The sequence below is a fragment of the Niveispirillum fermenti genome (assembly GCF_052474395.1).
Genome location: NZ_CP156678.1, coordinates 820,045 through 841,227, shown reverse-complemented (window position 1 = coordinate 841,227; position 21,183 = coordinate 820,045). Strand labels below are relative to the sequence as shown.

The 21,183-nt window shown below is 64.4% G+C and carries 16 protein-coding genes, 1 pseudogene and 1 riboswitch; of the genes and pseudogenes, 8 read left to right on the top strand and 9 right to left on the bottom strand.

Going from position 1 to position 21,183, the window contains the following annotated elements:
• Nucleotides 1-255: 255 nt before the first annotated feature.
• Together ABC728_RS03175 and ABC728_RS03170 are read right to left on the bottom strand one after the other, a co-directional pair.
• Nucleotides 256-1,308, bottom strand: a complete 1,053-nt coding sequence (locus ABC728_RS03175) for a threonine aldolase family protein (protein ID WP_416619674.1) — start codon at nt 1,306-1,308, stop codon at nt 256-258.
• Nucleotides 1,309-1,362: 54 nt separating this feature from the next.
• Nucleotides 1,363-1,469, bottom strand: a riboswitch (SAM-I-IV-variant riboswitch).
• Nucleotides 1,470-1,569: 100 nt separating this feature from the next.
• Nucleotides 1,570-2,205: a helix-turn-helix domain-containing protein gene (locus tag ABC728_RS03170; RefSeq protein WP_416619675.1), complete on the bottom strand. Its 636-nt coding sequence runs from the start codon at nt 2,203-2,205 to the stop codon at nt 1,570-1,572.
• A gap of 161 nt (nt 2,206-2,366) precedes the next feature.
• On the opposite strand from ABC728_RS03170, the gene ABC728_RS03165 reads away from it, so the two are divergent.
• From ABC728_RS03165 to ABC728_RS03145, 5 genes are all read left to right on the top strand, one after another.
• The gene (locus ABC728_RS03165; protein ID WP_416619676.1) at nt 2,367-3,383 is read left to right on the top strand and encodes a dipeptide epimerase; all 1,017 of its coding nucleotides are present in this window, start codon (nt 2,367-2,369) and stop codon (nt 3,381-3,383) included.
• Between the two features lie 127 nt (nt 3,384-3,510).
• On the top strand, nt 3,511-5,751 hold the full coding sequence (locus tag ABC728_RS03160) for a TonB-dependent receptor (protein ID WP_416619677.1): 2,241 nt from the start codon (nt 3,511-3,513) through the stop codon (nt 5,749-5,751).
• A gap of 71 nt (nt 5,752-5,822) precedes the next feature.
• Complete coding sequence (locus tag ABC728_RS03155) at nt 5,823-6,950, top strand: dipeptidase (RefSeq protein WP_416619678.1); 1,128 nt, start codon at nt 5,823-5,825, stop codon at nt 6,948-6,950.
• A 35-nt stretch (nt 6,951-6,985) separates the two neighbouring features.
• Nucleotides 6,986-8,539: a serine hydrolase domain-containing protein gene (locus ABC728_RS03150; RefSeq protein WP_416619679.1), complete on the top strand. Its 1,554-nt coding sequence runs from the start codon at nt 6,986-6,988 to the stop codon at nt 8,537-8,539.
• Nucleotides 8,536-9,843, top strand: coding sequence for an MFS transporter (locus ABC728_RS03145; protein WP_416619680.1), 1,308 nt, complete (start codon nt 8,536-8,538; stop codon nt 9,841-9,843). The genes ABC728_RS03150 and ABC728_RS03145 overlap by 4 nt, the downstream gene beginning before the upstream one ends.
• A gap of 55 nt (nt 9,844-9,898) precedes the next feature.
• Here the strand turns inward: ABC728_RS03145 and ABC728_RS03140 are convergent, their stop codons facing one another.
• Nucleotides 9,899-11,545, bottom strand: coding sequence for an FAD-dependent monooxygenase (locus tag ABC728_RS03140; protein ID WP_416619681.1), 1,647 nt, complete (start codon nt 11,543-11,545; stop codon nt 9,899-9,901).
• Complete coding sequence (locus ABC728_RS03135; RefSeq protein WP_416619682.1) at nt 11,542-11,853, bottom strand: putative quinol monooxygenase; 312 nt, start codon at nt 11,851-11,853, stop codon at nt 11,542-11,544. The genes ABC728_RS03140 and ABC728_RS03135 overlap by 4 nt, the downstream gene beginning before the upstream one ends.
• Nucleotides 11,854-11,963: 110 nt before the next feature.
• Here ABC728_RS03135 and ABC728_RS03130 point away from each other — a divergent pair, with 110 nt between their 5' ends.
• From ABC728_RS03130 to ABC728_RS03120, 3 genes are all read left to right on the top strand, one after another.
• The gene (locus ABC728_RS03130; protein WP_416619683.1) at nt 11,964-12,779 is read left to right on the top strand and encodes a GntR family transcriptional regulator; all 816 of its coding nucleotides are present in this window, start codon (nt 11,964-11,966) and stop codon (nt 12,777-12,779) included.
• Between the two features lie 74 nt (nt 12,780-12,853).
• Nucleotides 12,854-13,363: a luciferase domain-containing protein gene (locus ABC728_RS03125; protein WP_416619684.1), complete on the top strand. Its 510-nt coding sequence runs from the start codon at nt 12,854-12,856 to the stop codon at nt 13,361-13,363.
• A 234-nt stretch (nt 13,364-13,597) separates the two neighbouring features.
• The gene (locus ABC728_RS03120; protein ID WP_416619685.1) at nt 13,598-15,943 is read left to right on the top strand and encodes a TonB-dependent receptor; all 2,346 of its coding nucleotides are present in this window, start codon (nt 13,598-13,600) and stop codon (nt 15,941-15,943) included.
• Between the two features lie 234 nt (nt 15,944-16,177).
• Here ABC728_RS03120 and ABC728_RS03115 read toward each other — a convergent pair whose 3' ends face one another.
• From ABC728_RS03115 to ABC728_RS03095, 5 genes and pseudogenes are all read right to left on the bottom strand, one after another.
• A complete protein-coding gene (locus tag ABC728_RS03115) occupies nt 16,178-16,534 on the bottom strand; it encodes a hypothetical protein (RefSeq protein ID WP_445376261.1) in 357 nt (118 codons plus the stop codon).
• A gap of 403 nt (nt 16,535-16,937) precedes the next feature.
• Nucleotides 16,938-17,241 (bottom strand): annotated as a pseudogene (locus tag ABC728_RS03110) (transposase); the annotation flags it as partial.
• 30 nt (nt 17,242-17,271) lie between these two features.
• A complete protein-coding gene (locus ABC728_RS03105) occupies nt 17,272-18,888 on the bottom strand; it encodes a GMC family oxidoreductase (RefSeq protein ID WP_416619687.1) in 1,617 nt (538 codons plus the stop codon).
• Between the two features lie 100 nt (nt 18,889-18,988).
• Nucleotides 18,989-20,056, bottom strand: coding sequence for a sugar phosphate isomerase/epimerase family protein (locus tag ABC728_RS03100; protein ID WP_416619688.1), 1,068 nt, complete (start codon nt 20,054-20,056; stop codon nt 18,989-18,991).
• A 3-nt stretch (nt 20,057-20,059) separates the two neighbouring features.
• Nucleotides 20,060-21,175 carry a Gfo/Idh/MocA family protein gene (locus ABC728_RS03095; protein WP_416619689.1) on the bottom strand — a complete coding sequence of 372 codons (1,116 nt, stop codon included), beginning with the start codon at nt 21,173-21,175 and terminating at the stop codon, nt 20,060-20,062.
• Between the last annotated feature and the right edge of the window lie 8 nt (nt 21,176-21,183).

Genomic DNA, 21,183 nt, shown 5'->3' with positions numbered 1-21,183 from the left:
CATTGCCGTCATGGTGAGAAATTGTGTCGTATAAGTCAAAGTTTTTTCTTAATTTTTCGCATAGTAATAAATGCGTGGAATTCTCTTGCTGTTTTGCCGTCACGGCCGACGGCCCCCCGGTAAACCTTTTGGTTTTGATCACCGCCCTCCATCGCCGGCGCTGCCATCCGGCAGCTTGGCGACAGCGCAGGAGCGGTGCTGTGGCAGTCAACGCCGTGCCAGCTTGTAATGCGTTCCACTCATCACAAGCTGGCATTACAGCAGACAGGCTTCTCGTTCCGCCACGACCCGCAGATCCCCGATCAGGGCCGTCACCCGTGCCGGGTCCGCATCCCATGCGAACATGAAACGGGCGGCACCGCCGATGAAGGTGTAGAAACGCCACCCCCGCTGCCGCAACCCCTCCAGCACCGGGGCCGGCGCCGTCACGAACACGGCATTGGCCTGCACCGGATAGGCTGTCTTAACCCCCTCCAGCCCGGCCACCGCCGTTGCCAGCCGTGAGGCGCATTCATTGGCGTGGCGGGCATTGTCCAGCCAGGCGCCGCTTTCCAGCATGCCGATCCACGGGGCGGCCAGGAAGCGCATCTTCGACGCCAACTGGCCCGCCTGCTTGCAGCGCCATTCGAAATCAAGCGCCAGATCGCGGTTGAAGAACAGGATCGCCTCGCCCACAGCCATGCCGTTCTTGGTACCGCCGAAGCAAAGCACATCCACCCCGGCCTTCCAGGTGATATCGGCCGGCGAACAATCCAGTGCCGCACAGGCATTGGCGAAGCGTGCGCCATCCATGTGCAGGCGCAGGCCCAGTTCGCGGCAGACCTGGGAAATGGCCTTGATCTCCGCGATGGAATAGACCAGCCCCGTTTCCGTCGGCTGGGTGATGGTGACGGCGCGCGGCTTGGGGAAATGGATGTCCGACCGGCCGGTGGCCAGCGTGCGCACGGCATTGGGTGTCAGCTTGCCGTCCGGCGTGGAGGCCACCAGCAGCTTGGACCCGTTGGAGAAGAATTCCGGCGCACCGCATTCATCGGTCTCCACATGGGCCGACGAGGAGCAGATGACGCTATGATAGGATTGGCAGAGGGCGGCCAGCGCCAGGGAATTGGCCGCCGTGCCGTTGAAGGCGAAAAACACCTCGCAATCGATGCCGAACAGCGTGCGGAAAGCGTCTGCTGCGCGGTCGGTCCATACATCGTCGCCATAGGCCGGCACATGGCCCTGGTTGGCCGCTTCCATCGCGGCCCAGGCCTGTGGACAGATGCCGGCATAATTGTCGCTGGCGAATTGCTGGGGAAATTGCTGCATGTCCGACGTCCCTTCCGGCTGGTGACTGCCTTCGAGTGACGTGACGACGCGCGTGGGCTTCCCGTTTTTTGCCGGTCCGGCCACATCCCTCCTTGTGGGAGGCACCACCTTGCCCGGGAGCAGGTTGGTGTCGGGCGTCGGCCCGACTCTCGATGCATGGACAGGTGATTAGCCGGGCCCCCCGCATTTGGCAAGCTGTGAATTTCTCCATGCTGGCATGCGCCTGAACGGGACATAAAGAGTCCTGATCAGGATCATTCCTCACATAGACGGCCGGTCATCATGCAGGGAGAGAAGCGACTGCATCAGTTCCTCATCCGCACTGGACATGATGCCCAGCACTTCCGCCTCCTCGCACCCTTCTGCCACCAGATAGGCATGGCCCATGGTGCTGTCGATATAGATGGATTGGCCCTGATCCAGGATGACAGGGTCATAAAATTCCGTATTCACCACCACACGCCCCTTCAGGACGAAAATGAACTCCTCCCCGGAATGGTGGACAAGCTGACCGAACTGTTTCGATGTCTTCGCCCTGATCTTGGTCAGGACCGGGATCATCCGCTTCCGGCGCAGCTCAGTACAGAGATAATAGTAATCGTAATTGTCGGTTTCGACCCGGATGGCACGTTCCAGATCCCCGAAGCTGCGCCGCGCCGTCACCGCGGCGGGTGACGGGTCGCCCACCGGCTCGGCAAACAGTTCCGACATGCGAAGGCCCAGCCGCCGGCTCAATTGCTGCAGCTTGTCATAGGTCAGGGTCAGCCGGTCATGCTCCACCTTCGACAGGGTGGAGACAGGAATTCCGCTTTTCTCGCTCATCTCCTTGAGAGTCCAGCCTTTGCGGGAACGAAGGCCGCGCAGCAGCGCACCGAGGGTGGGAAGAGCAGAGGACAAGTGCAGCTACTCCATTGACGAATTTTCCGATAAGGATCATATTGTCCCAATCAGGACATTAATGGCAACTTCGCCAGGCAATTCTATTGCCAGCCCGCCGAAAGGGCAATCAGGAACCAAAGGTCCGCCGCAACGGCGCCCCGAACAATGGTGATCGAGTAATGGCACGACTGAGCATGACGGTCGCGACCCAGCGGTTGCGTCTGGCCCAACCTTTCCGCATCTCCGGCTATGTGTTCGAGCATTCCGACGTCATCGTCGTGACCCTGTACGACGGCGAATATCAAGGCCGTGGAGAAGGAGGCGGCGTGTTCTTCCTGGGTGACGACATTACCCATATGACAAGCCAGTTGGCCGCTGCCCGTCCCGCCATCGAGGCCGGCGCCACGCGCGAGGAACTGCGCCGGATCCTGCCGCCGGGCGGCGCGCGCAATGCCGTGGATTGCGCGCTCTGGGAACTGGAGGCGGCACGCAGCGGCCGACCGGTCTGGCAATTGGCCGGGCAGACCGCGCCCAGGCCGCTGCGCACCACCTTCACGCTGGGCGCCGACACGCCGGAGGTGATGGCGCAGGGGGCCCGCAACTATGGTGATGCCCGGGCCATCAAGATCAAGCTGACCGGTGATCTGCCATTGGACATCGCGCGCGTCCAGGCCATCCGCGCCGCCAGGCCCGATGTCTGGCTCAGCGTCGATGGCAACCAGGGCTTCAGCATAGACCAGTTGGATCCGTTGGTTGCCGCCCTGCAGGGGGCCGGTGTCGCCCTGCTGGAACAGCCGCTGGCCCGCACCCGGGATGCCGACCTGGAAGGGTACAGTTCCCCTATCCCCATCGCAGGGGATGAGAGCATCATATCGCTTTGCGACATTGCCGGCGCAGTTGGCCGCTTCGATATCGTGACCATCAAGCTGGACAAATGCGGTGGCCTGACCGAAGGGCTGCTGATGGCGGAAGAGGCGCGGCGCCTGGGTCTTGGCGTCATGGTCGGCAACATGGTCGGCAGCAGTCTGGCCATGGCACCGGCCTTTGTGCTGGGCCAGCTTTGCGACATTGTCGATCTCGATTCACCCATCTTCCTTGCCCGCGACCGCACACCCGGCGCCGTCTATCAGGGCGGTGACATCCATATCGGCGAGGATGTATGGGGCACGCGCGCCGCGGCGGCCGGGGGCAGTTGACGAAATCGCACGGATAATCGGAAAAATCTTTGACATATAGTAAAATTAGAAAATAATATCCCAGTCAGGATTAAATTGACCCAGACAAGCCAAAGGCGCGGGTCATGGACCAGAACAGGAGAGCCTCATGGGGATGCTTCGTAACACGCTGCTGCTGGCCACCGGAATGATGGCCGTCACGGCGGCCGCGCCGGCCATGGCACAGGGCCAGCCCTCCTCCTCCGGCATCGTGCTGGAGGAGATCATCGTCACGGCCCAGAAGCGCCGCCAGACCCTGATCGACGTGCCGCAATCGGTGTCGGTGGTCTCCGGCGCCACCCTGGAAAAACAGCAGGCCAACACCATCCAGGATTACCTGAAGCTGGTGCCGGGACTGCAGATCGCGCAGGATACACCCGGCCAGGGCCGCCTTGTGATGCGCGGCGTCAATACCGGCGGCGTGGCATCCACCGTGTCGGTCTATATGGATGAAACGCCGTTCGGCTCCAGCACGGCCATGGCCAATGGCGCCATTCTGGCCGGCGATTTCGACACGTTCGACATCGCCCGGGTGGAGGTGCTGCGCGGGCCGCAGGGCACGCTCTATGGTGCCAGCTCGCTGGGCGGCGTCCTGAAATACATCACCAACGAACCCGCCACGGACAGGGTGGAAAGCCGTTCGCGCGTGGGTATTGAAACCACGAAGGGCGGCGATCTGTCCTATTCCGGCAACACGATGGTCAACATGCCCATGGGGCAGGATTTCGCGGTGCGGGCCTCTGGTTATTACCGCAAGACCGGCGGCTTCATCGACAGCATCGGCACGGCCGGATCGGATCGGGAAAAGAACATCAACGACAGCCAGAGCTATGGCGGCCGCGTCTCGGCGCTCTATGCGCCCGACAACGGCTTCTCGCTGCGGCTCAGCGCCCTGCTGCAGGATATCAAGGCCGATGCGCCCAGCACGGTGGAAAGCGATCCCGACAGCATCGCCCTGCTGTATGGCCGCCCGACCTTCTCGCAGTTCGTACCGTCCTTCCGCGACATCCGCTACCGCGTCTATAACGGCACGGCCAAGTACGAGGCGGGGTTTGCCGACATCCTGTCTTCGACCAGCTTCTCCTCGCAGAAGCAGGAAAGCCGGACCGATCTGACCCACAACCTGTCCGCCCTGATCGATGGCGTCTTCGGCACGCCGAACGAGATTTATCTGGGGCAGAACACGAATGTGGAAAAATTCACCCAGGAACTGCGCCTGACCTCCTCTCAGCCAGGGACGTTCGAATGGCTGATCGGCGGTTATTATGTGCATGAGAAGGCGCTGATCCAGCAGGGCTATACCGCCGTGCAGCCCGGCACGCTGTCCCCGATCACCACCCTTCCCCTGTTGGCCGACGTGCAACTGCCGTCCAAGTACGAGGAATATGCCGGCTTCGCCAATGCGACCCTGCATCTGAACCAGCAATTCGATGTCGATTTCGGTGCCCGCTACAGCCATAACCGGCAGAAGGCCAGCCAGACCACCGACGGCGCGCTGGCCGGCGGCGCCTCGGTCTATCCCGACATCCGCTCGTCGGAAAGCGTCTTCACCTTCTCCGCGGCGCCCAAGTACAAGATTTCGGAAAATGCATCGGTCTTTGTCCGCGTGGCCAAGGGCTACCGCCCCGGTGGGCCCAACCCGCTGCCGCCGAACGCACCCGCCGACACGCCGCGCCAGTTCGACAGCGACACGCTGATCAGCTACGAAGCGGGCGCCAAGATGCAATCCGAAGACGGCATGTTCAGCGCGGAATTGTCCGTCTTCCATCTGGACTGGCGCGATATCCAGTTGATCGCCGTCATCAACGACTATGGCATCAACATCAATGGCGGCAAGGCCAAGAGCGACGGTGCCGAAGGCACCGTGACCTTCAGGCCGATGCGCGGCCTGGAACTGTCGGCCAACGCTGCCTATACCAACGCCAGGCTGCGCGACGACACGACACCGGTCATCGGCGGGTTCGATGGCGACCGCCTGCCCTTCACGCCGAAATTCACGGCCGCCCTGAACGGCGATTACAATTGGGACCTGACGGGCACCATCACCGCTTCGGTCGGCGGGTCGGTCCGCTTCCTGTCCAGGCAGCAGGGCGACTACGACGCCGCCTACTACGCTGCCAACGGCCAACAGCGGTATCTGCCCTCCTACGAGGTCATCGACCTGCGGGCGGGGCTGGATTTCGGCTCCTTCGCGCTGGATGCCTATGCCAGGAACATCGGCAACAGCAAGGGCCGCACCTCCACCGCTTCCGTCACGGCCAATGGGGGACCTGTGCATCCGGGCGGAGCGCTGGCCACCGGCATCATCCGCCCGCAAAGCTTCGGGCTGACCATCTCCACAAGCTATTGACGCGAGTGCGGCGGATGTCGGTCCCTATGTCGGCAACGACCGGAACCGGCATCCCTGCCGCAGGAGACAGCATGCCTCACGCCACCGACCTCCATCGCCATCTGCTGACGCTGGATGCCCATCTCGACACGCCGATCCATTTCGCGCGGCCAGGCTGGCATTTCGACGAACGGCACGATCTGGCGGATGATGTCGCCCAGCTCGACCTGCCGCGCATGGAAGGCAACCTGTCCGGCGGCTTCTTCGTCATCTATACCGCACAGGGGCCGCTGACGCCGGAGGGCTATGCCGGGGCACTGGCCCAGGCCCGCCGGCGCTCGCGGGAAATCGACGAGACGCTGGCCCGTTTTTCCCATCGGATCGGGCCGGCGACGACCGCCGACGACGCCCGGCTTCTGCATGCGCAAGGCCGGATGGTGGCGTTCCGCAGCATCGAGAACTGCTACCCGATCGGTGAGGATCTGGGGCTGCTGGCCGAGTTCCATGCCCAGGGCGTGCGCATGGCCGGGCCGGTGCATGTGCGTACCAACCAGTTGGCCGACAGTTCCACCGACGCGCCCCGCTGGAACGGGTTGAGCCCGCTGGGTGAAGGCTGGGTCGCGGAAATGAACCGGCTGGGCATGATCATCGATGCCAGCCACGCCTCCGACGCCGCCTTCGACCGGATGCTCGAATTATCCGCCGCACCGCTTGTCCTGTCGCATTCCGGCACGCGCGGCTTCTATGACCATCCCCGTAATCTGGATGATGGGCGTATCCGGACGCTGGTGGCTGGCGGCGGGGTCATCGGCTTCACCACCATCTACCTGTCCGCCATGCATATGGTGCCCGAACGGGCCGCCCTGTTCCGCACCATGGGGCATATCGGCGACCTTTCCATGGCCGAGCAGGTCGATCTTGGCCGGCGCTGGAACGCGCTGGATGCCACCGCGCCGATGTGGAAGGCGGATTTCGAGGATTACATGGCGGCACTGCTGCACACGATCGGGGTGGCCGGCGTCGATCATGTGTGCTTTGGCGCCGATTGGGATGGCGGCGGCGGCGTGGAGGGCTTCCGCGACGTGACCGCCCTGCCCCGTGTCACCGAGCGGCTGCTGGAAGCCGGCTTCTCCGCGCAGGATCTGGAGAAGATGTGGAGCGGCAATCTGCTGCGCGTCCTGACCCAGGCCGGCGACAGCGCCGCCGCCGGGACCGGCTGACGGCGCATTCACGAAGACAGGATCAGGAGAGACAGATGACAGTCCAGGCCCGGATCGAGCCTGCGGCGCTCGACGCGCTTCTGGCACCCTATGACACCACCAATGCCCCCGGCTTCGCGGTGGGTGTTGCGCTGCAGGGCAAGCCCGTCTACCGGCGCGGGGTCGGCATGGCCAGCATCGAGCTGCCGGTCACGCTCTCTCCCACCATCCGCATGCGCATCGGCTCCACCAGCAAGCATTTCTGCGTGCTGGCCGTCATGCTGCTGGCGGAGGAAGGCAGGCTGTCCATCGATGACAGTGTGCGCCGGCATCTGCCGGAACTGCCGGCCTGGGCCGATACCATGACGGTTCGCCAGTTGATGGCCCATACCAGCGGCATGCGTGACAGCCTGGACCTGCTGCTGCATGCGGCCGGCCCCGGCATAGCGACCGCATCCGATTTCCAGTTCAGGATGCTGGCGGCCCTGGACAGCGTGAATTTCGCAGCCGGCACCAGTTGGAGCTACAATAATGGCGGTTACGTCCTGCTGGCGGAGATCGTGACACGGCTGGGCGGACAGGATTTCGCCAGCTTCCTGCGTGAACGCATCTTCACGCCGGTGGGCATGCATGACACGCTGGTGCGGGCGCTCGACACCGATCTGGTGCCCAACAGCGCCACCCTGCACGTGCCCAGCCCCAACGGTGGCTACATGCGCGGCGTGTTCGGCTCCCCCATCGGCGGGGAAGGCGGCATCGTCTCCACAATCAACGACATGCTGCTCTGGCTGAAGCATATGAGCGCGCCTGTGGTCGGCAGCGAGGCCACATGGGCGGCGATGCGCACCCCGCACGCCACCCATGGCTATGGCCTGGGCCTGACCATGAACCAGCATCGGGGGCTGGACACCGTGCATCATGCCGGTGCGGTCGTCGGCGGTTCCAGCCAGATGCTGAAAGTGCTTGGGCATGAGCTGGACATCATCATCATCTCCAACGGCCGCAGCAGCCTGGAACTGTACAAGCTGGTCGATGACATCATCGACCGCTGCATCCCCGGCCTGCCGCCCCTGCCCGGCGACGCCGAGGGCGTGCCGGTTGAGGGGGATTATTACAACCCCGATACCGGCCGCAAGCTGACCCTGGTGGCGCATGAGGGCCGGCAGGCCATTCGCCTGGGCGGCATGGCCCTGCCGGCCAAATGCGCCGGCGACGGCTGGCTCAGCCTGCCCATCGTGCCCACCGACATGCGCCTGCGCCCCATCGATGGCGGCGCGTCGCTGGACGTTACGGAGTTCGGGCAACGCGAGATTCTGACCCGCGTCGCCCCGGCGCAAGGGCAGGATGCCGCCCCGATCCTGGGCGACTATGGCAGCGCCGCCGCCGGCATCAGCGCCATCATCGCCGGATCGGGGGAAGAGGTGCCGCGCCTCATCCTACGCAATGCCATCGGGTCCTTCATCTACAATCTCACCCCCGTGGCCACCGATCTCTGGGAAGCGCGCGGCGCCGGGCCGCTGCCTCTGGCCGCCACGCTGGAATTCGACGATAGGGGCTTCCGCCTGACCACCGGCCGCACCCTGCGCCTGCGTTTCGAGCGTCATAAATGAGCTACCCCGCCCTCGCGCGTCCCGATTTCCCCTCGCCGGCCCGGGCCCGCTATGCCCTGCTGGCCTTGTCCATCCTGGGCTTCTTCCTGTCGATGGACATCACGCTGACCACGCTCCTGATCGAGCCGATGAAGCGTGACATGTCCCTGACCGACCTGCAGGTCGGCCTTTTGCAGGGTACGGCCTTCGGACTGGCGCTGGGCATCGCGTCGATCCCCAGCGGCCGGCTGATTGACCGGAAGGTGCGCATGCGGCTGCTGTTCTGGGGCCTGGTGTCCTGGATCATCGCCATGATCGTCACCGGCCTGGCACCCAATTTCCTGTCGCTGGTGGTGGGACGTGTCGTCATGGGGGCCAATGCCGCCCTGCTGGTCCCGGCCGCCTTTTCCCTGGCCGCCGACCTTTATCCGCCGGAGCGGCGGTCGGTGGCCACCAGCCTGCTGGTGGTGGGGCAGGCGACGGGCCAGGGTATCGGCATCCTGGCCGGCGGCCTTGCCTTCGACGCGCTGACCCGCTGGCATGATGTGGACCCCGGTCTGCTGTTCGGGTTGCCGCCCTGGCGCCTGCTCTATCTGGGCGCCGCCATCCTGGGCGTGGCCATCCTGTTGCTGCTGACCCCCGTGCGCGAGCCGGCGCGACAGGAACAGCAGGACCGGAGCGGCAAGACATCCGTGGCCCTGCGGGAACTCTGGCAGTATCGGGGCTTCCTGCTGCCCCTGATCATCGCCCTGTTGTTGAGCCAGGTGACGATCCAGGCGGCATCGGTCTGGGCCACGCCCATGCTGATCCGCAATTACCACCTGTCGCCAGGACAGTTCGCAGGCTGGCTGAGTGCTGTGCTGCTGATCGGCGGCATTGCCGGTGCAGCCGGCAGCGGCTGGCTGGGCAAGCTGGGCCAGCGTCGTGGCGGCCGGGCCGGGGTGCTGGTGCCGGCGGTGGTGGCGGCCCTGGCCATCGCCCCCCTGTCTCTGTTCGGCATGGCGCCGGGCGTGCCGATCTTCGCGGTGATGCTGACGGCGCATATTTTCGCCGGTGCCGTTGTCGCCACGCTGGGTGTCATCGCCATCACCTTGAACATTCCCAACGAGGTGCGCGGCCTGGCGCTGGGCACCAATACCCTGCTGACGGCCATCTTCGCCGGTGCCACGGCCCCGCCCCTGATCGCCCTGGTCAGCGCCTCCCTGGGTGGGGAAAGCCAGCTGGGCATCGCCATCGCCGCCCTGTGCGTGCCCTGCGCCATCGGTGCCGCCCTGTTCTTCTATCAGGCGATCCGCTTCTTCCGGCGCACGGGTGCCCATGCATGACAAGGGAGGCATCCCCCTTGTCATGCGGCGGGGCGGGGGACGGTCCGGGTGTCGTTCAACCGCCTGCCATGTCCGCCAGGAAGGCCGCCGCCCCCTGGATGTTCAAGGTCGGGCTGCGCCAGGCCACATACCCGTCGGGACGGATGATGTAAAGGGCCTGGCCATCGCGCAGCCCCACACCGTAACGCTCGAAGACATCCGGCAGGGAGGTGAACTCCACCCCCTGACCCATGCCGAAATCCTGGCGGGCCACCAGATGTGTGGACACACCGCGACGATCCGACGCCAGACCGGTCAGCGACTGGTTCAGATGCTCGATCTGCCGTGCCTCCAGCGGCTTGCGCGACAGGGCCAGCACCGTCATCCGGTAACCGGCCAGCAGGTCGAATATCTCCCGCCCCGGCCGCAAGGCGGCGTTGGGTGCCCGCGCGCCTGGCGCCGGTCCCTTCCTCCAGCCGGTCTTGTCGGCCGCCACAGCCGCCGTGCCGGCGGGATAGGCGATGTCGCGCTGCGACAGGCGGCGGAAGGCCTTGGTCTGGATCGGCCGCGCGCGGGAGATGATCTTCAGTGCCAGCGGCAGGATCAGGTCGCGCAGCGCCGCCTTCAACCCGGCCTGGCCGGCGGCGGCGGCGAACAGGCGGCCCGTGCTTTTCACCACCTTCTCACCCACGGGCCGGCGCTCCCCGTCATAGGTGTCCAGCAGCCCGGCATTGCCGCCGCGCAGGACGGTGGCCAGTTTCCAGGCCAGGTTCGCCGCATCCTGCAGGCCGGTATTCATCCCCTGCCCGCCTGCCGGTGAATGGATATGGGCCGCGTCGCCGGCCACGAAGGCGCGGCCCGAGCGATAGCGGTCCACGAACCGGTGATGGGCGCGATAGCGGGTGATCCAGGCCGGGTTGCTCAGCGTGATGGGCATGTTGATGGCGGCCGACATCCCCTCCTGCATCTCCTTCAGATCCAGCGGCGGCGGTTGCGCCGCCTCCCCGTCCCCGAAGCCGCCGGAAAGGTCGGTGGCCATCACCCGCGACAATTGGCTGCCATAAAGGGGCAGGAACAGGCCGATGCGCCTGCCATTGATGAAGACGCGGAACCGGTGATGGTCCAGCGGCCATTCCACCTTGCAATCGGCCAGCAGGAAACGCTGGGGCAGCATTTCCCCGTCCCAGCCGATCCCCGACGCCTCGCGCACCACGCTGCGCGATCCGTCGGCGCCGATGATGAAATGGCTGCGGATTTCATCCACCGTCCCGCCCGGGGCCGTGACATGGGCACTGACCCCATCGCCATCCTGCACAAGGTTCAGCAATTGCTGCCCTCGCTCGACACGGACGCCCTGTTCCTCCAGGTCCTGGATCAGCAGCGCTTCCGTTTCCGATTGCGGGATCATCAGGATGAAGGGAAATGGCGTGTCGCCGGTGCGCGCCAGGTCAAAGTTCAATCCACCCCGGAACGGTCCCCTCACATGCAGGTTCACCGAGCCGGCGATGACGCCGCGGGCCAGGAAACGGTCGGCCAGCCCCATGGACTGCAACAGTTCCAGGCTACGGGCCTGAACCGCGAAGGCCCGGGATTCGCGCGTCGGTTCCTCCCGCCGCTCGATGATGCGGACCCTGACGCCGCTGCGCACCAGCAGGCACGCCGCCATCAGGCCCGTGGGGCCGGCACCGACAACCAGGACATCGCAATCCGGCACAATATTCATGGAACATCCCCCTTGGCGGCGAAGGTGCGGCACAGGGTGATGGCATAGGGTTCGATGAACAGGTCCTCCCTGCTTTCCTGCACCCAGCGCGCCACCTCTCCCCCGACATGGGCCTTGAACGCATCCTCATCGGTGAAGGTGTTGAAGATGGCGAACCGGCCGCCGCCCAGATCCATGGCGCGGAAACTGGTGGTGCCGGGCTCGGCCTGCAGGCGCCGTGCGGCCTCCGTCAGGAAGACGCGCGCGGCATCCTCCCGGCCCGGATGTGCCTCCATCGTCGCCCAGACGGCCAGTGCATCCGTCGGCATATCATCCTCCCTGCTTGGATCGTTATGCCGGTACAATGTGCAGACGACGCCCAAGGTGTCAACAGTTTGGCATTGCGCTGTCGACAAATCTTGCTAGAATGGTTTGCATCATGAATGAACGCGCCTCCCCCCCATCCCGCGAGAATGTCGCCTCGGTCTATCGACGCCTGCGGCGGATGATCCTGTCCGGCAAGCTGAAGGGCGGCCAGCCGCTCTCACAGGTGCAGCTGGCCCTGGATTTCGACACGAGCCGGGGGCCGGTGCGCGAGGCGCTGCGCATGTTGCAGCAGGAAGGATTGATCGAGGCGGAAACCAACCAGCAGGGCCGGGTCGTCAGCTATTCCATCGACGATCTGGAACAGGTCTTCTCCCTGTTGACACTGAACGCGGCCCTGGCCATCCGGGCCGGGGCGGACCGGTTGACGGAAGCGGACATGGCCATTGTCCGCCGCGCCGTGGCCCGGATCGAAGCGGCCCCGGAACTGGCCCAGAGCGCACGGGGCGCCACGCGCCGGCGGTTGGCATTCCGCCGGCTGATCAGCACGCTGTGCAGTCGTGGCGGGCGCCATGTGACCCAGATGATCAACGATCTTCTGGACCGGCTGGCCATGTTCCGCGCCCTGCACGAGGTGGCAGGAAACCCGCCACCCTACCCGCTGGAAAACGGGTTCCAGCCACTGCTGGAGGCCTGCGAGAAGCGGGATGCGGCCGCGGCGGCCCTGTTCATTGCGGAAAAGATCGCCGATATCGCCGGCAAGGCGCTGGCCTATCTCGACCGTCGTTATCTGCCGGTGCAGTTGAACCTTTATGTGGAGGCGGTGCGCGGCGCGCTGACCATTGCCGATCCGGCCGGCCCCTCCGCCCTGACCATCCGCGTGCGTGGCATGCCCGGCGGACGGGTCGAATGCGTGATCCTGCCCGACTGAACCGTCGCCCACAAGGTGTTGACACTTGAGCGGCGGCATCGCCATCACCAATACCAAGCCATCAGGATGCAGCCATGGATGTGATTGCCACAGATGAAGACGGGTTATCCGCACGATATGGCCCCCGGCCCCGCACCACGCCCCACGCGCCTCACAGCCAGATCGACCAGATCCCGGCGGACCGGCGACAATGGGGACAGTTGCTGCTGACCGCATTGTACGCCCTGCCCGGCGTGGAAACAGGTGGCAGCCGGCGCGCCCCGCCTGGAACCGTCGGCCTGTATCTGCGCCACGGGCGGCCGCAGGAACGGCCACGGGCTTTCCTGTTGGGCCATGAATTCGCCCATGTCCATCTGGAGGATGATGGCAGCCTGCATACCGTGCTGCCCGAGCCGCTGCGCAGCGAGGCCATCGCCAAAGGGTGGGCGGAACCGCACCCGTTGGCCGGTTATCCCACCGTGTCGCCCGACACCGTGATGATCTATGCACCCCGCAACCAGGAAGAGGTGAAAATGGTCGCCTGGCTGGTCCGCAAGGCCCACGCATACGCATCCGACAGCGTCGGCGCGGAACCAGCCTTCTGAAATCGCCGCGGACCGCGAAACAGCCATCGCGACCCGCAAAATCCGCAAAATCCAACCGTCACAAGCCGGCATCCGGATGCTTCACCGGGCGCTGGACGGGGATGCCTTGCCTCCGCGCAGCGCAGCGCCCCGCGTTTGACAACGATCAGGGCAGGATCGACGGCAACAGCCAGCCATCGTCTCGCCTGCTGAAACAAGCAATCGACGACAAATAAAGACCTTGGGGAGGTATTCATGAAGAAATTCCTGCTGGCCGGCACGGCCTTGCTGACCGGGCTGCCTGCTTCTGGTGCCCTTGCACAGACGGTCGCCCCGGCGAATGCCGGGCTTGGGGAATTCGTACTGGAAGAGATCGTGGTTACCGCCGTGCGTGCGGAAACGCTGTTGTCCAAGACACCCGTTTCCGTTTCCGCCGTCAGCGCCGACAATTTGCGTGACCAGGGCATCAGCGATCCGACCAACCTGGCCGACGCCGTACCCAACCTGACCATCGACCGCGTCAATGGGGCGGGCGTGCAGATTACCATCCGCGGTGTTTCCAGCACGGACAACAGTGAAAAGGGCGATCCATCCGCCGCCTTCCTGGTGGATGGCGTCTATATCGCGCGGCCACAGGCACAGGAGGTCAGCTTCTTCGACCTCGAACGGGTGGAGGTGCTGCGCGGCCCGCAGGGCACGCTTTACGGGCGCAACACCACGGCCGGCCTGGTCAACCTGATCTCCGCCCGTCCCAAGGACAAGTTCCAGGCGTCGGGCGACCTCACCTATGGCAGCTACGACACTTTGCAGGCCTCTGCCATGGTGAATGTGCCGGTGGATGACAATATCGCCATCCGTGCCGCCGCCAACTACAATTACCGCGACAGCTACCTGTATGAGGGGGCGTCGACCGCCTCCCTCGACCCCGGAAAGAAGGACCTGTCCTTCCGGCTCAGCGCCAAGGCCGATATCGGGGAGCGCGTGCGGCTTTACGTGAAGGGCGACACCAGCACGATGAAGGGCAACCCCCAGACCGGGGTGGCCCTGTCCAACTTCTTTCAGATGCCCATCACGGCGGCCCCGAACGGACAGCGCGGCGCCACGCCCGTCCGCCTCTCCAATCAATCGTCCCGGGAACTGCGCAGCCTGGGCTTCACCCAGAACCGCAAATCGACCGCCGATAACAGCACCTGGGGCATCCATGGCGAGCTGGAGGTCGATATCGTTGAAAACCTGACCGCCACCTATCTGGGGTCATATCGTGAATTCACGCGCGACGAGCTGCAGCGCGGTTATGTCGGCCTGACCTATCAGGCCCTGCCGGGCCTGCCGCCGCCGGGCGCGCGGGTGCCGCTGGAGGCAACATTCAATGGCGATTACGAACAGCAATCCCATGAACTGCGCTTCGCCTATCAGACCGACCGCCTGCTGGCGCAGGGTGGCGTCTATTATTTCCGTGAACAGTCGGGCGTGGAATTCCTGCTGTTCGGCACGCGCGGCTTCATGCCGGGCCAGCGGGGCTATGTTTATGGCTTCCCGCAGGACCCGACCATCTCCAAGACCCTGGGCTTCTTCGGGCAGGCGACCTTCAGCCTGACCGACGATCTGCGCGTCACGGGCGGGTTGCGCCATACCAGCGATGACAAGTCGCGCGTCGGCGCCACCATCAACCATGCCAACGTCGGCGATCCTCTGGATTTTACCCCCGCGACCCAGCCGGGAACCACCAACCCGCGTGGCCAGCGGGATTCGCTAAACAATGCCGCCGTCAGCTATACCAAGCTGACCTGGCGGGCGGGCCTGGATTACGATCTGACCGAAGAGACAATGCTCTATGGCAATGTCTCCACAGGCTACAAGGCCGGCGGCTTCAACGAGGGCTGTCTGGCCGGGCAGCAGAACTGCAATGCCCCGGTTCCCGCCGGCGACCTGTTCTATTCACCTGAAACCCTGACCGCCTATGAGGCGGGGGTGAAGACCAGCCTGGCCGACCGCAAGGTCCGCCTGACCGGCGCCTATTTCCACTATGATTATTCCAACCTGCAGCTCAGCCAGATTTCCGCCACCTATTGCGACGGGGCGCCGTGTCTTGTGACCAGCAATGCCGGCAAGGCCAAGATCGACGGCGTGGAAGTCGAGGCGCTGGCCCAGCCCGACGCGCGCAACCGTTTCAACCTGTCACTGGCCTGGCTGAACGCCCGTTACACGGATTATCTGGTCTCCCCCGGCGTCAATCTGAAGGGCGAGCAATTGGACAGGTCGCCGAAATGGACCGCTACCCTGGGCTATGACCATACGCTGCCGGTGGGTGAAGGGTCGCTGGTGCTGGGGGCGCGGTCGCGGATCAGCGGCGGCTATCACCTGATCAATACCGCGTTGCGCAACTTCTTCCGTCAGCCCAGTTTCACCCGCACCGACCTGACGGCCACCTACAACGCCCCCGGCGACCGTTACTATATCCAGGCCTATGCCAAGAACCTGGAAAACGACATCGCCCTGGGCAGCGTCGCCCTGTCCGCCAATTATCCGGCCATGACCGATGGCACGGCCCAGATCTCCGATCCGCGCACCTTCGGCGTGCGGGCCGGGTTCAGGTTCTGATTGCGGTACCCGGCGCATAGCATTCTGCTAAAGTCCGGTGTGTATTCTATACCAAGCTGCGATGAGTGGAACTCATTGTAGCTTGGTTGGCGCGTTGAACGCCCGCGCCTCGTGTCGCGTGAAAGCCGCCGGATGGCGCCGGATGGCACCTCCCAGTTGAGGGAATGCGAAATCTCTCTTTATCGGTGGGCCACATTGCCAAAGTAAGTATACCTGATGGCGATAGCCGCCTGGTTATTTCCTTGGTAGGTTCAGCAATGTACGAACCTGCTGTTCCCGGATCGGGTCGTCATAGTTGACCATCGCGGCCACCATCCGCTGTTCTTTAGCTTCAAACCACAGAATAGCATCTATCTTTCGCTTTGGCTCGCGCAGGCGACCCTCGGCTAGATGAACCATGGTCGCGTATCTTCCACCGCCTTCGGCATAGAAATAACCCGTCACCGTTTCACGCAGGTCGGCGAAACCACATGCAACGTCATGGTTAACATAGGCGAGGATGTTGAAAGCGCTACGTCCCGGGTTGACGGCCTCGAACTGCTCGGCTGACTTCATCAAGAGTTCGAGCCAGCCGATTAAAGATTGGATCATTCCGCAGGCCACCGACAATGGTGCCGGGTGACGCTTCCTCCAACAGCGTGTCCAACCATGGATCATTGGGCGATTTCACTTCGCAATATGCGATCAGCTGATTGTCCCGCATCACCCGGAAATCCGGTGTCTTTCCTTTCTGTGTTGCAGAAAGGGGGAAGCGGCTGGCAATGATACCCTTTCTAGTTAGATAACCTTCAACCAGTGCAAGGTCAGGTTGCTCATCCGGCACAGGCATGATTTCATCTCACTGATTTGTAGTGTCCGCCATTGTCATAGTTGATGGAGACGAGTCAACCGGCTTCTTGGGAGTATCAGGAATTCCGCGCTCGGCTAGGTGTTCTGAAATCAGGTGTTTATCGGCTTTGTGATCTTTTCGCCGAACAGAAAAATCATCATGTCCCATGGAACGGCGGAGCTTTGAATTCAGGGCCCCGAAGGCATTTATTTTTATATAGCATGTACCTAATCATACGATGAAAGGAAAAGAAGGAGATGACTTCCTACCAGTGCCGGCGCCAAGCCTTGCCGATGGCCTCATATTGCTGGCCCCAAGGGTCTTCCTCGAACACCGCCCGCGCCGCTTAGGCGGCCTTGTCCTCCAAAGCGTCGTAAACCTGCTTGAGCGCAGCAGCGACCGGCTTGCGGTCCTTCCATGACGCGAATTCCATGCTGTGGCGCAGGAGATGGACGATGCAGGTCTGCACGGCCCGCGATCATCGCAGGCCGTTTTCCCGTCACCCCCGCCGCAGGATCAGTTCCGCCGCCCGCTGGCCAATGGCCATGGCCGGACCGTTGGTGTTGCCCGATACGGGCATGGGCATGATGGAACAATCCACCACCCGCAAGCCCCCGACCCCATGCACGCGGCAGGCATCATCCACCACAGATGTGTCGGGATCGACGCCCATGGAGCATGTGCCTGTCCCATGCAGGCCCGGATCGGTCATGCCGCGCAACTCGGTGATGATCTCCGCCCCGCTTTGACAGGCGGGGCCGGGCTGCCGCTCCTCCCCGACAAATCGCGCCAGTGCCTTGGCCCCCGCCATCCGGCGCAGCAGGCCGAACAGTTCCAGCGCCTTGCGCTGATCCTCCTCCTCCTGCCAGAAGCGGGGATCGACGATGGGGGCGTCACGGTAATCGGCGCTGGCCAGTCGCACCGTGCCGCGCCCCTTGGGCCGCAGGTGGAAGCCGGCGAAGGTGATGCCCGGCTTGTCGGAGATCGGGCTGCCGGGATTGGCGGCCATTTCCTTGACGGTGCGCATGGCGAAGGGAGAGGCCGCAAGCTGCATGTCGGGCCAGTCGGCGGGCGCTCCTTCCCCTGACACCAGGGCCGTGACCGGCATGCCGACCCGCGCCAGCGGCCCCGTGCCCGTCAGGGAATAGCGCAGAGCATTGCGCGGCAGCCGCCAACCGCGGAATTCGCGGTTCAGGCCAGGGTGGTTTCGCAGATCGTAGGAGATGCCCATCTTCTGATGGTCGCTCCAGTTCGCCCCCACCGCCGGCAAATCGTGCAGGACCGGAACGCCCTGCTGCGCCAGATGCGCCCCCGGCCCGATGCCCGACAGCATCAGAAGCTGGGGTGAGCGGTAGACACCGGCCGACAGCACAATATCGCGCCCCGCCGTATGGCGCAGGATTTCGCCGCCCCGCTCGCATTCGATGGCAATGGCACGCCCCCCTTGGACCACCACCCGCTTCACCAGGCAATCGGTGACGATGGACAGGTTGGGGCGGTTGCGCACGGGCGCCAGGAAGGATTCATAGGCCGATGCACGCTGCCCCCGGCGGTTCACGGTATATTGTGTGCGCCCCACCCCTTCCACCGAAGGTGTGCAGATATCTTCCGTCCAGGGAATGCCCATTTCCTGGCAGGCACCGACGATGGCGTCGAACACCTGTCCCCGGTATGTGGCCTGGGTTATCTGCTGCGGCCCGTCGAACCCGCGTGACCGGTCCGCGCCGGGGGCCCGGTAATCCTCGATCCGGCGATAGGATTCCTGGATGGCGTTCCAACCCCAGGATGGCAGCCCCCGGTCGCGCCAGGCATCGAAATCACGCGGCTGACCACGCAGATACCAGGTGCCGTTGACAGCCGACGAGCCGCCGAGACCACGGCCATAGCTGTGCCGTTCCGGCCGGCGGCCGGGCTGCGGCACCACGGGAAAGGACCAGTAATAGTCCGGATTGCCCATGATCCTGGCGAAACCGGCGGCCATCTTGATGAAGACGCTCTGGTTCGTGCCGCCGGCTTCCACCAGCAGCACACGGCTGGCCGGATCATCGCTGAGCCGCCGCGCCACCACACAGCCGGATGAACCCGCCCCCACGACGATATAGTCGAAATCAGCCATTCTTCGGTTTTTCCGATCCATTGGAGCGTGTTTCCGCTGACCGGAAACACGCTCTCGCTTTTCAGTTCTTCATGTTCGGGGCCGCCGGAACGCTTTCCGGTCAATCGACAGCAGCTTTGATACCCATGACCCGCGCGTTCAGGGCCCGATCGCCGGCGGCGGCGGCGAAATCGTCGAAAGCATGTTCGGTGACGCGGATGATGTGCCGGTCGATGAAAGGCGCGCCCTCGGCCGCCCCTTGTTCGGGATGCTTCAACGCGCATTCCCATTCCAGCACGGCCCAGCCGGTGAAATCATACTGCGCCATCTTGGCGAAGATGCGCGCGAAATCGACCTGCCCGTCACCCAGCGACCGGAACCGCCCCGGCCGGTCGACCCAGGATTGATAGCCGCCATAGACGCCGGACCGGCCATCCGGCCGGAACTCCGCATCCTTGACATGAAAGCATTTTATGCGCGCCCGGTAGATATCCAGGAAGGCCAGGTAATCGAGCTGCTGCAACACGAAATGGCTGGGATCATAGAGGATATTGGCGCGCGGATGGTTATCCACCGCCGCCAGGAACCGCTCGAACGTCACGCCGTCATGCAGATCCTCGCCGGGATGGATCTCATAGGCAAGGTCAACACCGGCATCGTCGAACGCATCCAGGATCGGCCGCCAGCGGCGGGCCAGTTCGGCGAACGCATCCTCCACCAGACCTGTCGGCCGCTGCGGCCAGGGATAAAGATAGGGCCAGGCCAGCGCGCCGGAGAAGGTGGCGTGCGCGATCAGGCCCAGATTGCGGCTGGCGCGGGCCGCCAGTCGCATCTGCCCGACCGCCCATTCCTGCCGCGCCGTGGGATTGCCGCGCACGGCCGGCGGGGCGAAGGCATCGAACTGAGCGTCATAGGCGGGATGCACCGCCACCAGCTGCCCCTGCAGGTGCGTGGACAGTTCCGTCAGCACCAGCCCGTGGCGGGCCAGCGTACCCGTTACCTCGTCGCAATAATCCTTGCTGCCCGCCGCCTTTTCCAGGTCGAACAGGCGGATATCCCAACTGGGGATCTGCACACCCCTGTAGCCCAACCCGGCTGCCCAGCCGGCGATGGCATCCAGCGTGTTGAAGGGCGCCTTGTCGCCCGTGAACTGTGCCAGGAAGATGGCGGGTCCCTTGATCGTGCGCATCTCTCACACCTCGAATTCGACCCAGCCGGCCCCGGCCCGGCTGGCAGTGACAGCCAGATGGATGAAGGCCATGCCGCGCAGCCCGTCATCGATGCCGGGCAGCAAGCTGCCCTCCTCCCCCCGCAACTGCCGGGCGAAGTCGCGGTAAAGATTGGCAAAGGCCTCCAGATAGCCCTCCGGATGGCCGCCGGGCGTGCGGGTGGCCCAGCGCGCATCGGGTCCCAGGCCGGCATCGGCCGCCTGAATGATCTCCGTCCGCCCGTCGCCATGGCGCCAGGTCAGAATATTCGGCTGTTCCTGCGACCAGTCCAGGCCCGCCTTGTCGCCATAGACACGCAGGCGCAAACCGTTGCGCTCCCCCACCATGATCTGGGAGGCCAGCAGCACGCCCCGCGCACCATTGTTGAAGCGCAGCAGCACCTGGCAATCATCGTCCAGCACGCGGCCCGGCACAACCGCGGCAAGATCGGCCAGCAATTGCGTGACACGCAGTCCCGTCACGAATTCCGCCAGATGAAAGGCATGCACCCCGATATCGGCGATGGCCCCGCCTTCACCCGCCTGGGCCGGATCCGTGCGCCACAGCGCCTGCTTGCCTTCGGCGGCACCGGCCAGCCAGCCCTGCGGATATTCCACCAAGACCTTCCGCACAATCCCCAGTGCCCCTGCCGCCACCCGCGCCCGCGCCTCGCGCACCAGCGGATAGCCGGAATAGGTGTAGGTCAGGCCATAGGGCCGGCGGCTACGGGCGATGATGGCGGCCAGTTCCTTGGCCTCTGCCAGGGTGGCCGTGGCCGGCTTGTCGCACATCACGGCCACGCCAGCGCGCAACGCCATGCGCGACGCCGTGAAATGGTGATGGTTGGGCGATGCGATGGTGACGAAGTCGATCCCGTCATCGCGGCCCGCCTCCGTCGCCAGCATCGTCGCCACGTCGGGATAGGCCCGTTTGGGGTCGATGCGATAGATGTCGCCCGCCTGACGCGACCGGGCAGGATCGCTGCTGAAGGCACCAGCCACCAGTTCGATCTCCCGGTCCAGTTCGGCGGCGATGCGGTGAACCGGGCCGATGAAGGCACCCGCCCCGCCGCCGATCAAGCCCATGCGTAACCGCCGCATCACATCTC